At 33.4% G+C, this 14,106-nt stretch carries 10 protein-coding genes; all 10 read right to left on the minus strand.

Features of this window, described 5'->3' with window-relative positions; genetic code table 11:
• Positions 1-9 precede the first annotated feature (9 nt).
• The 10 genes from truB to rseP all read right to left on the minus strand — a co-directional run bounded on the left by truB (position 10) and on the right by rseP (position 13,886).
• Positions 10-927, minus strand: coding sequence for a tRNA pseudouridine(55) synthase TruB (gene truB, locus V6C74_RS07570; protein ID WP_002453102.1), 918 nt, complete (start codon positions 925-927; stop codon positions 10-12).
• A 142-nt stretch (positions 928-1,069) separates the two neighbouring features.
• Positions 1,070-1,420 (minus strand): 30S ribosome-binding factor RbfA, encoded by a 351-nt coding sequence (gene rbfA / locus V6C74_RS07575; protein WP_002453101.1) that lies wholly within the window; start codon positions 1,418-1,420, stop codon positions 1,070-1,072.
• Between the two features lie 157 nt (positions 1,421-1,577).
• Positions 1,578-3,752 carry a translation initiation factor IF-2 gene (infB, locus tag V6C74_RS07580; protein WP_016898111.1) on the minus strand — a complete coding sequence of 725 codons (2,175 nt, stop codon included), beginning with the start codon at positions 3,750-3,752 and terminating at the stop codon, positions 1,578-1,580.
• Between the two features lie 4 nt (positions 3,753-3,756).
• Positions 3,757-4,074, minus strand: coding sequence for a ribosomal L7Ae/L30e/S12e/Gadd45 family protein (locus V6C74_RS07585; protein WP_002453099.1), 318 nt, complete (start codon positions 4,072-4,074; stop codon positions 3,757-3,759).
• Entirely contained in the window at positions 4,071-4,355 is a 285-nt protein-coding gene (locus V6C74_RS07590; RefSeq protein WP_002453098.1) for a YlxR family protein, read from the minus strand. Before V6C74_RS07590 ends, V6C74_RS07585 begins: the two co-directional genes overlap by 4 nt.
• A gap of 16 nt (positions 4,356-4,371) precedes the next feature.
• Positions 4,372-5,595, minus strand: a complete 1,224-nt coding sequence (gene nusA, locus V6C74_RS07595; protein WP_016898110.1) for a transcription termination factor NusA — start codon at positions 5,593-5,595, stop codon at positions 4,372-4,374.
• Between the two features lie 20 nt (positions 5,596-5,615).
• Positions 5,616-6,083: a ribosome maturation factor RimP gene (rimP, locus tag V6C74_RS07600; protein WP_002453096.1), complete on the minus strand. Its 468-nt coding sequence runs from the start codon at positions 6,081-6,083 to the stop codon at positions 5,616-5,618.
• Between the two features lie 226 nt (positions 6,084-6,309).
• A complete protein-coding gene (locus V6C74_RS07605; protein WP_103175563.1) occupies positions 6,310-10,620 on the minus strand; it encodes a PolC-type DNA polymerase III in 4,311 nt (1,436 codons plus the stop codon).
• A 256-nt stretch (positions 10,621-10,876) separates the two neighbouring features.
• On the minus strand, positions 10,877-12,580 hold the full coding sequence (locus V6C74_RS07610) for a proline--tRNA ligase (protein ID WP_002453094.1): 1,704 nt from the start codon (positions 12,578-12,580) through the stop codon (positions 10,877-10,879).
• Positions 12,581-12,599: 19 nt separating this feature from the next.
• Positions 12,600-13,886 carry an RIP metalloprotease RseP gene (gene rseP / locus V6C74_RS07615; protein WP_002453093.1) on the minus strand — a complete coding sequence of 429 codons (1,287 nt, stop codon included), beginning with the start codon at positions 13,884-13,886 and terminating at the stop codon, positions 12,600-12,602.
• Positions 13,887-14,106: the final 220 nt, after the last annotated feature.

A 14,106-nucleotide genomic window follows, 5' to 3' on the forward strand; every position in this document is an offset into this window, starting at 1 on the left:
ATAACTCCTTTAGTTAAATACTTTTTTCGGTTTAATTTCATGTAGCTTCTCAGGATGTATCATATAAATGGCTAATGCTTTTTTTGACCTTTGATCAATAAAAACAAATTGTGCCTCGATTTCTTGATTTAAATCTTTAACATTAAATTTTTGTCCATTTAAAATTCTTTTCTTGAATGCTTCATCATCTACTTCAATCTCTTGCAATCCTTTTAAGCCATATTCTATAGGAAACAACTTATCTTGTAATGAATCATGCTCATGCATGTCCTTGATTTGTTCTAATTTTAGACTATTGTCGATTTGAAAACCGCCAGAAGAAATTCTTGTCAATCGAGACATATGAGCTGGATAACCTAATTTCTTTCCAATATCAGTAGCTAAAGTTCTTATATATGTGCCTTTGCCACAACTCACTTCAATCTCAAAATGACATTGGTTATTTTGGAAAGTTAAATTCGAAATTCTATTAATATTTTTAATACGCACATGCCTTACAGGTCGTTCAACTTCTTCATTGTTTCGGGCATACTCATAAAGTTTTTTACCTTTAACTTTAACAGAAGAATACATTGGTGGAATTTGTTCGATAACGCCTAAAAATCTTTCAAGGGTTTGATCTATATCCTGTTCAGTAACGTCGTCAGTATCAATTCCTTTAACCTCTAATATATCTCCAGTTTGGTCTTCAGTAGTTGTGCTTACGCCCAGAGTAACTTCAGCTTTATATGTTTTACCCATCTCCATAACGTAATCACTCACTCTAGTTGCATTACCAAGACATATTGGAAGCACCCCATCTACCTCAGGATCCAATGTACCTGTGTGTCCAATCTTCTTCATTTTTAATATTTTTCTAAGTTTAAAAACGACATCATGGCTCGTTAAGCCTCTTTCTTTGAATACGGGTAACATACCGTTATACATGTTGTCACACCTTTAATCTACTGTTACTTTTACCTCAATCATTATAACATCTCTTTAGAAATAATTGCCCACTATTTTTACATAAAAAAGTAGGCAAAGATTCATATAAGATTATATAAATCTGCCTACTATGAATGAGAAATTATTTATCTTCTTTGTGTAGATCTTGAATCATGCGTTCAATTTTATTTCCGTATTCGATAGATTTATCATATTCAAATGTTAAATCAGGAATAATTCTTAAACGCATTCTTGAACCTAGCTCAGATTTAATAAAACCCTTAGCTTTTTCAAGTGCTTTAAATGTGTTGTCGATTTCTTTATTACTACCCAATACTGTTAAATAAACTTTAGCATGAGATAAATCATTCGTTAGTTCAACATCAGTAATAGTTAAAAATCCTACTCTTGGATCTTTTACTTTGTTATTAACTATATCCATGATTTCTTGTTTCATTTGTTCGCCAACACGTTCAGCTCTCATATTACTCATATTATTTCACCTCTTTATTTATATTTCTCTTCAAAATTAAATTACCTTTAGCAAGTAATATTTTATTAAACTACATAATTCTTAGCAATGCGCTTTACTAAAAATCTCCTCCCTATTTTATTAAATAGCGAGGAGATTGCATTAGTTTAAACATTTATTATCGTTGAATTTCAACCATTTCAAACGCTTCGATAATGTCGCCTTCTTTTAGGTCATTATATTTTTCAATTGTGATACCACATTCATAACCTTGTGCTACTTCTTTAGCGTCATCTTTGAAACGTTTTAGCGTATCTAATTCACCTTCGAATAATACAATACCGTCTCTAATTACTCGTACACCCGCATTGCGTGTGATTTTACCTTCTGTTACGTAACTACCTGCAATTGTACCAACTTTAGATACTTTGAATGTTTGACGAACCTCTGCTTGACCAATAACTTGTTCTTCATATTCAGGGTCAAGTAAACCTTTCATAGCAGATTCAATCTCTTCAATTACGTTATAGATAACACGGTGTAATCGCATATCAACGTTTTCAGCTTCGGCAGCACGTTTAGCACCAGCATCAGGACGTACGTTGAAACCGATAATGATACCATTAGAAGCATTCGCTAATGTTACGTCGGATTCATTTACTGCACCTACTGCAGTGTGAATAATACGTACGTTTACGCCTTCCACATCAATTTTCATTAATGAAGCAGCTAATGCTTCAACTGAACCTTGAACGTCACCTTTAATGATAACATTTAAATCTTTCATTTCGCCTTGTTTCATTTGTTCAAACAAGTTATCTAATGAAACATTTTTACTTTCTTGACGTTGTTGAATCACGCTTGCTTCATGACGAGCTTCACCGATACGACGTGCTTGTTTCTCATCACTAAATACTACAAATCGATCACCGGCAAGTGGAACATCATTGATACCAGTGATTTCTACTGGTGTGGAAGGACCTGCTGATTTAATACGTTTACCTAAGTCATTAACCATAGCTCGAATACGACCATACGTATTGCCGACTACGATTGAATCACCAACGTTTAAAGTACCATTTTGTACTAATAAGGAAGCTGCTGGTCCACGAGATTTATCAAGTTCAGCTTCTATAACTGTACCCACTACACGTTTATCAGGATTAGCTTTAAGTTCTTGCACCTCTGCAACAAGTCCAATCATTTCAAGTAAATCCTCGATACCGTCTCCACTTAAAGCAGAAAGTGGTACAAAGATTGTGTCACCGCCCCAATCTTCAGGAATAAGACCATATTCTGTTAATTCTTGCATTACACGGTCAGGGTTTGCAGTTGGTTTATCAATTTTATTAACCGCAACAATTGTAGGCACTTCAGCTTCTTTTGCATGGTTAATTGCTTCAATTGTTTGTGGCATCACACCATCGTCAGCTGCTACAACAAGAATTGTAATATCTGTCACTTGTGCACCACGCGCACGCATAGTAGTAAATGCTGCGTGTCCTGGAGTATCTAAGAAAGTAATTTTCTTTCCACCATTTTCAATTTGGTATGCACCAATATGTTGAGTGATACCTCCGGCTTCGCCTTCAGTAACTTTAGTGTGACGAATAGAGTCTAATAATGTTGTTTTACCATGGTCAACGTGTCCCATAATTGTAACAACAGCTGGTCTTTCAATCGCATCAGGATCTTCAGTTTCATCATCGAAATAGATAGATAAATCTTCTTCATCAATGACTACTTCTTGTTCAATTTCCACACCATAATCATCTGCAATTAATTCTAATGTTTCTTCATCTAACGATTGGTTAATGTTAGCCATAATTCCTAATAAGAATAATTTTTTAATGATACCTGAAGATTCAACATTAAGTTTCTCAGCTAATTCACCAACTGTAATTCCTTCTTGATACGTAATTTTAGAAGGCATTTCTTTAGGTTCTGAAGCTTGACTTTGCTGTTTATTATTTTTGTTGTTTTTGTTGTTTTTATTATTCTTGTTTTGTTGTTTACCTTTATTGTTCTGACCATTCTTTTTGTTTTGGTTCTTTTGTTGATTATTACTTTTTTGCTGGTTACCTTTGTTGTTTTGTTTTTCTTTATTTGATTGATTACTTTTGTTGTTTTGATTTTGTTTATTATTAGATTTTTGGTGATTATTTTGAGTATTTTGTTTGTCGTCCGTATTTTGTTCTTTTTTGAACTTTTTATCCAAAGCTTTAATTTGGTCATCTTCTAAAGCTTGCATATGGTTCGACACTTCAACATTCATACTTTTTAACTCATCTATAATCTCTTTACTCTTTAGATTTAATTCTTTCGCATATTCGTAAATTCTTTTTTTACTCATATAATCACTCCTTACGATATTCATCTATCATTGATAATAACTTTTTAGCAAAACCATTATCTGTTACACCAATATTCACTCTCTCGCCTTTACCAAGTGCTCCCCCTAAATCAGCTCTCGTTCCAAAACACCTTATTGGAATATGATTACTCTTGCACTTGTCTTTCATAACTTTAAAAGTATTCTCAGACGCATCGGTAGCTACGATTACGAGCTTTATCTTTTTGGTTTTAATGTCGTTTAAAATAACAGATTCTCCACTTTTAACTTTTCCTGCTCTCATTGCTAAGCCAAGAAAATTAAGTATTTGATCTTTAATCATTTAGGAATCTCTTCTCTATAAATTAAACGAATAATTTCTTTATATACCGGCTCTAGGGTTTCTTTAGAGGCGTTAAAGTATTTTTCAAGTAATTCTTTTTGTTGAGCCTTTTCAACTAAAGGAACATCTTTAGAAACATATGCGCCACGACCTTGTTTCTTCCCAGTCGCATCTGCAAAGATTTCGCCTTCTTTATTGATGACTACTCGAATCATTTCTTTCTTCGGATGCATTTCATTAGATATAATACATTTTCGCATTGGAATTTTTTTCTTTTTCATAAGTTAACACTCCAATCTATTCTTCTGTATTTTTATCTTCTTCAGCATCAGATTCTTTTTCTTCATCAGTCTCTGCAGCTAATTCTGCTGTTGTTAAATTAGATTCTTCTAAATTAACATCATCAAATTCAACATCTTCATCACCAGTATTTACGATTTCATCAGCTACTTCTTCTGATTCAATCACAGGATAAACACCTGCTTCACGCGCATCAGATTCAGATTTAATATCAATCTTCCAACCAGTTAATTTAGCTGCTAAACGTGCATTTTGACCACGTTTACCGATTGCTAAAGAAAGTTGATAATCAGGTACAACAACTACTGTTGATTGATTTTCTTCATCTACAATAACTTCTAGAACTTGTGATGGACTTAAAGCATTTCTTACGAATACTTTAGGATCCTCATTCCATTGAACGATATCTATTTTTTCTCCACCAAGTTCTTCAACAACGGCCTCAACACGCGCACCTTTAGAACCTACACATGCACCCACAGCATCAATATCTGGGTTTTCAGAGTAAACACTAATCTTAGAACGGTCTCCTGCTTCACGTGCTACAGACTTAACGATAACAGTACCATCATAAATTTCAGGAACTTCTTGTTCAAATAAACGTTTTAATAAACCAGGATGACTTCTTGAAACGTAAATTTGAGGACCTTTAGTTGTTTGTTCAACTTTGTTTACATAAACTTTAATACGTTCATTAGGAATATAGCTTTCATTAGGACTTCTTTCCGCTTCAGATAAAACAGCTTCGATTCGACCAAAATTAACATAAACATAGCGATGATCAACACGGTCAATCACACCTGTTAAGATATCTTCTTCTTTATCAATAAATTCATCATATAAAATTTCTCTTTCAGCGTCTCTTAATCGTTGCATAACTGCTTGTTTAGCCGCTTGTGCACCTACTCGTCCAAAGTCTTTAGGAGTAACATCTTCTTCATAGATATCACCGATTTCATAAGCTGGATTTTTAACTAATGCAGTGCTTAAATCTACTTCGTCTCTATCATCAAAGACTTCCTCTACAACTTCTTTACGAGCTATTACTCTAAACGAACCTTCATCCATATTCAATTCTACTCTTACATTTCTTGCACTATCATAATTTTTCTTATATGCAGTGATTAAAGCAGCTTCAATAGCATCGATAAGTACTTCTCTAGGAATTTTCTTTTCCTTTTCTAAATATTCAGTAGCTAATAATAATTCATTACTTGACACAGTTTTTCCTCCTCATCACGTTAAATCATAACAGCGTAACGTGCTTTAGCGATTTTATTTCTAGGTATTTCAATTTCTTTAGTTTTTGATTTTTCTTTTACTTCCATAACTATATTTTCTTCATCTACAGATTTTAAGATTCCTAACCACTCTTTATCACCTTCTATTGGCGCGTAAAGTGATACAAATATAGGTTGACTTACAGCATTTTGAAAATCTTTTTCTTTCTTAATAGGTCTTTCTGCCCCAGGAGATGCTACATCAAGGTAATACATTTCCGGGATAGGATCATTTTCATCCATTGCTTCGCTAATTTTTTCTGAAGCTAAAGTACAATCATTAAGATCTACGCCACCCTCTTTATCGATGGATACTCTAAGAAAGCGATCTTTACCTTCTTTAACATATTCAATTTCAACAAGTTCAAATTTTAAGTCATCTAATATAGGCTGAATTATAGTTTCTACTTGTTCAGTAATTTTACTCATACAGGCCTCCTTTTTTGGCAAATAGAAAAGAGCGGGTATATGCCCACTCTTCTGCCTGAGTTTAATCATTTTTTACACAATTTAAGTATATCATAACTCATGATACTAAACAAATTTCATAAGTTGTAGATGGAATTGAGGTGCTTTTAACATTGAATTGTTTAGCACCTTCATCCTAAATTTTTTGAAAATATTTTGATAATAAGCAATCATTTTCAAGGGCAAATTACATGTCAAAAATAGATAATTGCGCTTTATCTGGTAAACCTGGCAATGATCCCATTTCATCTAAGTAATCAATAACTTTTTGAGAAAGTCCCGCTTTCTTATTTAAATCTTCTTTGGATAAGAAAGGACCTTCCTCACGTGCTTCAACAATCCGTTTGGCAACGTTCTCACCTAAACCAGGTACTGCAACAAACGGAGGAATAAGCGTGTCTTCTTCAATAATAAAGTCGAAAGCCTGACTTTTTTCAAGACTAATTGGCTGCATGCGGAATCCTCGATGTGCCATTTCGTTCATGATTTCTAAAACTGTTAAAACATCTTTTTCTTTTTTTTCTAAGTCCATATAACGAGAGTACATGTCTTTAACAGTGTTGCGAATGCTTGTTTTATCTTTAATCATTGTAATGAGATCAAAGTCAGAAGCTCTAATAGTAAAGTACGCTGCATAATAATAAAGCGGATGGTGTACTTTAAAATAAGCAATTCTTACTGCCATCAGAACATATGCTGCAGCATGGGCTTTAGGGAACATGTATTTAATTTTTCGGCATGAATCTAAATACCAGTCAGGTACATCATTTTCTTTCATAGCTTCGACCATTTCATCTGTTAATCCACGACCTTTACGCACGAATTCCATTGTTTTGAAGGCCATAGATGGTTCTAATCCTGCGTACATAAGATAAACCATAATATCATCACGACAACCTATTACGCTTGATAAATCACAAATACCTTGTCGTATTAATTCCTGAGCATTACCAAGCCACACATCAGTACCGTGTGATAAGCCAGAAATTTGTACAAGCTCTGAGTAAGTTGTTGGTTTCGTATCTTCTAACATTTGTCTAACGAATCCAGTACCGAATTCAGGGACGCCAAATGTACCAGTTTTACATAATATTTCATCTTCAGTAACACCTAAACTCTCAGGACCACTGAAAATTTGCATCGTATCTTTATCATCAACTGGAATAGTCTTAGGATCAATACCTGATAAGTCTTGAAGCATACGTATCATAGTTGGGTCATCGTGCCCAAGTATATCTAGTTTTAAAACGTTATCATGTATGGAGTGGAAGTCAAAGTGTGTTGTCATCCAAGCTGCACTTTGATCATCTGCAGGGAATTGTATAGGCGTAAAATCGTAAATATCCATATAATCTGGAACTACTATAATACCACCCGGATGTTGTCCAGTCGTACGTTTAACACCAGTGCAACCTTTAACCAATCTGTCAATTTCAGCTCCACGTTTATGGATACCTTGATCATTGAGATATCCTTTTACAAATCCGAAAGCAGTTTTCTCAGCAACTGTACCAATCGTACCTGCACGGAAAACTTTATCTTCACCAAATAGCACTTTAGTATAGTTATGCGCGTTTGGTTGGTACTCCCCACTAAAGTTTAAATCAATATCGGGAACTTTATCTCCTTTGAAACCTAAAAACGTTTCGAATGGAATATCTTGTCCTTCTTTAATAAGGTCATTACCACAAGTAGGACACTTTTTATCAGGAAGGTCGAAACCTGAACCTACTGATCCATCATCAAAGAACTCGCTCGTTTTACAATGTGAACATATATAATGTGGAGGTAAAGGATTAACTTCGGTAATCTCAGTCATCGTAGCCACGAAACTAGACCCGACCGAACCACGTGATCCTACTAAATAACCATCATCAAGTGATTTTTTAACTAATCTTTGTGAAATCAAATAAATTACTGAGAAACCATTACCGATAATACTAGCTAATTCCTTCTCTAATCGATCTATAACGATTTGCGGTAAATCTTCACCATATAACTTTTTAGCATTAGAATAACTTAATTCACGAATCTCATCATTTGCACCTTCCATTCTTGGTGTAAATAATTTATCTTTAATCGGAACAACTCTCTCAATACGTTCGGCTAATTCGTTTGTATTTCTGACTACGATTTCATTCGCTTTCTCTTCTCCAAGAAAATGAAATTCGTCTAGCATTTCATCTGTAGTTCTAAAATGTGCTTCAGGTAACGTTGAACGATTTAATGGATTACCTGGTTGTGACGCAATTAAAATTTTTCTTGCAATTGCATCGTGTTCATATAAATAATGCACATTACCCGTCGCAATAACTGGAATATTTGCACTTTCTCCTGCTTCAATTAACCGTTGATAAATTTCTGTTAAAGTTTCATGATCACGAATTAATTCTCTGTCCATTAAATCTTGGTACAATGCAGGTGGTTGAACTTCTATAAAGTCATAATACTTTGCAATTTTTTCAACTTCTGATTGGTCTTTTTGCATTACAGCAGTAAATAATTCCCCTTCATCACATGCAGTACCAACCAATATCCCCTCTCTATATTCATTTAAAAGAGAGCGTGGAATTCTAGGTGTACGATAATAGTATTTTACTAAAGACGCACTTACGATTTTAAATAGATTTTTAAGTCCTTCTTGGTTTTGAACTATAAGTGTTACGTGAGATGGGCGTGCTCTTTTATAAGCATCTTCATTAGTTAGCTTTTTATTTATTTCCAAGTGATTTAGAACGCCGAGTTCTTTCATTTGTTGAATCATTTTGATGAAAATATATGCGGTTGCTTCAGTATCATAAATCGCTCTATGGTGTTGTGTGAGTTCGACGCCATACTTTTTAGCAAGGAAGTTTAAACCGTGTTTACCGTATTCAGTGTTAATCGTACGTGAAAGTTCTAATGTATCGATGACACCGTTAGTAGACGGCCCAAAGCCTAAGCGCTCATAACCAGTATCAATAAATCCCATATCAAATGAGGCATTGTGAGCTACAAATATCGCGTCTCCAACCCATTCTTTAAATTCAGTTAACACTTCTTCAATTTCAGGAGCATCCGTTAGCATGTCGTCTGTGATATGAGTTAAATTAATGATTGTTTCAGATAAACGTTCATGAGGATTACTAAAGCGTTCGAATTTATCAATAATTTCACCATTATGAACTTTTACAGCTGCTAACTCAATAATTTTATCGTATTGATTAGATAAACCTGTTGTTTCAACGTCAAATACCACATAAGTAGCATCTTTTAAAACGCGGTCAGTAGGTTTGTAAGCGATAGGTACTCCGTCATCAACAAGCATGCCCTCCATACCGTAAATCATTTTAATTCCATGTTTCTCTGCTGCATTATGTGCATCTGGAAATGCTTGAACGACATTATGGTCAGTAACTGCAATAGCAGAGTGTCCCCATTCAGCGGCTTGTTCAACATAAGAACTAATATTCGGTATACCGTCCATTTGGCTCATAGCTGTATGCAAATGAAACTCTACACGTTTTTCGTCAGCTTTATCTTTTTTTGGTGCTTTTTTAATTTCTTCAATATCTGACATCATCATAACTAAATCACGCACAAATGTATCTTCTTCAATACGACCTTGTGCTCTCACCCATTTTCCTACACTTAAAGCCTTAAAATGGTCTAGGTCATCTTTATTTTTACGTGTGAACTTTTTTAAAACTAAAGAATCTGTGTAGTCTGTAACTTTAAGCTCTACGATATGACGCCCACTTTTAAGTTCTTTTAAATTGATATCGAAAATAACACCTTCAATTGCTACTTTGAATTCTTCTTCGATAATAGAATCAATAGAACGAATGTTTTCAACTTGAATAGATTTACCGATTTGGCACTTATCAACAGAACTTTCATTATTATCTTGTTGTTTAGCCTTTTCAGCTTTCATTTTTTCTAATTTTTCAGTAGCCTCTCTAGCACTTTGCTCATCTTCTTGTTGAATATGAGCTTCTAATGAGGCTAGATCATCATCATGATTTGTAGTGTCTGTTTCAAAGATAACCTTGTCTATATTAAAACCACATTTTTGAAAAGCTTTAACTAAACTACCATTGCATGCTTTGTCAAAGTGATTACGTTCAATATCGTTAGATACCAATACTTTAATTACATTACCAGACATAATCAATTTCTTTTGTTTTAATTGTCCTTTAACTTTAGGTGATAATCTGGTTTGATCAATACAATGGGCAAAGTATTTCAATGCATGTTCATCTTGGTTAGTTGTATCTTTAATTGAAAAATGGATTGTAACTGTGGCTATTTCTTTAAATTCTTCTTCTATTGCATGAGTAAATAATAGATAATCTTCATTTGATAGAAAACGTGGTAGTGAGATTTGAAATTCCCATGTTCTATTCTTATTAGAGACATCAATTCGAGTTAATTCACCCTCATTAAGAATATCAGTCTCTAATTGATTTGATATTTTAATTTGATCGGCAAGCACTTTGAATTTTTCTTGATTTGTCATTGCCAAAATAATAACCACCTTAAATTTTATTACTTATACTTTTTATTTAGATTCTAATTATGTATGTGTTACGAAATACTTCTTAACTACTCACTCAAATTTAATAGCAAATTTGATTCATATTATACTACTCATTAGATTAATTTTCATGAGAAATTAGTTGTAAATGATAACAATAAAGAAGAGCAGGTTTGAATTTCAAACTCAAAATTCATTCCCCGCCCTACTTAAACAAGTTAAATTTCTAAATTCAAATCTATTTTAATTTGTCATATAAATCTTTTAAATAATTTTCTAAATCATTAACGTGAATCTCTTCACTTTCACCATTTAAGCGTTGTTTAACTTCAACAACACCCTCTTCAGCTCTTTTACCAACTACAACTCGTAAAGGTAAACCAATTAAGTCAGCATCGTTAAACTTAACACCTGCGCGTTCTTTTCTATCATCATAAAGAACATCGAATTTATCATTTAATTGCGCATAAAGTTGATCTCCTAATTCGCGTTGATCATCTTTTTTAGGGTTAATTGTTATTAAATGTAAATCGAATGGTGTGACTGATTTAGGCCAAATAATACCATTTTCATCATTATTTTGTTCAACGATTGCGCTAAGTGTTCTTGATATGCCAATACCGTAGCATCCCATAATTAATGGTTGCGCTTTACCTTGATTATCAAGGAAAGTGGCGTTCATAGCTTCAGAGTATTTTGTACCCAATTTGAAGACTTGTCCTACTTCAATACCTTCAGCAAATTGAGCTTTACCAGAACCATCACTTAACATTTCGCCTTCTAAAATAAATCTGAAATCACCATATTCATCAATGTTGAAATCTCTTTCGACATTAGCATTAACATAGTGATAGCCATCCTCATTAGCACCTATAACAAGATTATTTAAATCTTTAACATAATTATCAGCATATATCTTAATTTCTTTATTATGAATTGGGCCTATAGATCCAGGATTAGCTCCAACTAAATTTACGATTTCATCTTGTGAGGCCATTTCAACATTATCGGTACCAAAATATGCTTTTAATTTAACATCGTTTAGTTCATGGTGCCCTCTTATAAGAATCATCATAAATTCGCCATCTACTTTAAAAATCATCGTTTTTATAATTTCATCTAGTGGACGATTTAGGAAATCTGCAAGTTCTTGAGCTGTTTTGACATTAGGCGTCTCAATATTTGATAATTCAGCTGTTTCAGTATGTTTTTCTGAAGGATAATAAATAACTTCTGCTTTTTCAATGTTAGCAGCGTAATCACTTTCATTACTATAGACAATTGTATCTTCGCCAATTTCACTTAAAGCCATAAATTCATGAGTATGATTACCACCAATCGCTCCTGAGTCAGCAACTACAGGGCGTGCGTTAATTCCAACACGCTTGAAGATTCTGCTATATGCATTGTACATATCTTGATATGTTGCATCTAATGATTCTTCGTCAGCGTGGAATGAATAGGCATCTTTCATAATAAATTCTCTACCACGTAATAATCCAAAGCGAGGTCTTTTCTCATCACGGTATTTTGATTGGATTTGGAATAAAGTAAGAGGTAAACGTTTATATGATTTTAACTCGTCTCTAACTAGAGAAGTTACAACTTCTTCATGAGTAGGTCCCAATGCGAATTCTCTTCCATTTCTATCTTTAAGTCGCATTAACTCAGGACCATAAGCTCCCCAACGTCCAGATTCTTCCCATAATTCAGCTTGTTGTAAAGCGGGCATTAAAATTTCAACGGCATCGATACTTTCCATTTCTTCTCGCACAATTTTAGAAATGTTATTTAAAACTCGCGTTGCTAATGGTAAATAACTGTATATACCACTTGTACTTTGTTTAATTAAACCTGCTTTAAGCAATAAACGATGACTTAGTGCTTCAGCTTCTGCAGGAACCTCTCTCATCGTTGGTATAAATACTTTAGATTGTTTCATTCTCTATTTTCCTCCCTATTTATAAGAAATACCGTTGTATATCGTTCCAAGTTACGATAATCATAATAATGACAACAAATAATGCACCTGTTGCTATAATAGCTGTTTCAGCCTTTTTATTTACTGGTTTTCTGAAAATAGCCTCATATAATACGAATAAAATTCGACCACCATCTAACGCTGGTATAGGTAATAAGTTCATGATACCTAAGTTTACACTCAATAACGCTGTATAGCCTATTAAGTTTATAATACCAGACTTAACTACTGAGTCCACATTATGGTAAATACCTACTGGTCCATTGAGCAAGTCGAATGAGAATCCACCAGTAAAGATACTCGCAATCATACCTACAACAGCTGTGAAGATTAATTTACCTTTATCAAAGAAATTATAAATTCCATAACTTATTGGTTTAAAGATACTATGCTCCAGCTTTGGTGCAAATCCAATTTGGTAACTTGTTTGTTTTTTATTTTTACTAATTTTGTTTTCTACCTTTTTAGGTTCAAGTTGCATTGTTTTTGTATGATGATTTCTTTGAACTTTAATTGATGTTTTAGAAGTTTTATTTTCATCTAAAACTTTTCTTATTTCACTGAAATCTTTAATTTTATGATCACCGATTTGAACAATTTTATCACCTTTATGTAGCCCAGCTTCATCTGCAGGTGAATGGTTCATTACTTCACCTATTGTGTTTGTAGGCGTACCTTGATAATAAGCTAAACCTATGAAGAGCACCAATGCTAGAATAAAGTTGAATAGCGGGCCAGCAAATAGTGTTAAAAATTTAGGTAATGGTTTCTTATGTGCAAACTGTCTATCTCTAGGAGCAATTTGTATAAGGCTTCCATTTTCAACAAAATACGCTTTCTTAGCAATTGAGTAATGGTGTCTTTCCTCATCATAAGACGTTATACCTTCTAAATATAAATCATCTTTAAAGTCACATTTTTTAACTTCTATAGCTTCAATTTGTTGAAATTTATGTTGATCGTCTAAAATAATATGGGTAATTTCATCTTTATCATTTAATTTAATTTTTACGTTCATACCTGGTTGAACTGGTGGCTCCTCAAGGCCATCTCCAGCCATTCTTACATAACCACCGACAGGTAACAAACGTATTGTATATAATGTTTCATCTTTTCTAAAACTAAAAATTTTAGGACCCATGCCAATCGCAAATTCAGGACACATGATACCTGCTCTTTTAGCAAAGAACATATGACCGTATTCATGCACCGTAACTAGTACGCCAAATACGATAATAAATGAAACTATTGTTATTAAATAGCTCATACTCTACACCTCTATTGATATTATGTTTTATTTTCAATAAATCTAAGCACTCGAATAAATAAACAATATAAAACATTATAATACGCTTAAATTCATTCTCAAATAAATATGTATAATTGTAGTTAGGAATTTAAATAATGATAGTGTTCAAAAGGAGTTAAGAGATATTGTACTCTCTCCAATATCTCAATAACTCCTTTATTATAACATCTATTTTATT

The sequence above is a fragment of the Staphylococcus capitis subsp. capitis genome (genome assembly GCF_040739495.1).
GTDB classification, from domain to species: domain Bacteria; phylum Bacillota; class Bacilli; order Staphylococcales; family Staphylococcaceae; genus Staphylococcus; species Staphylococcus capitis.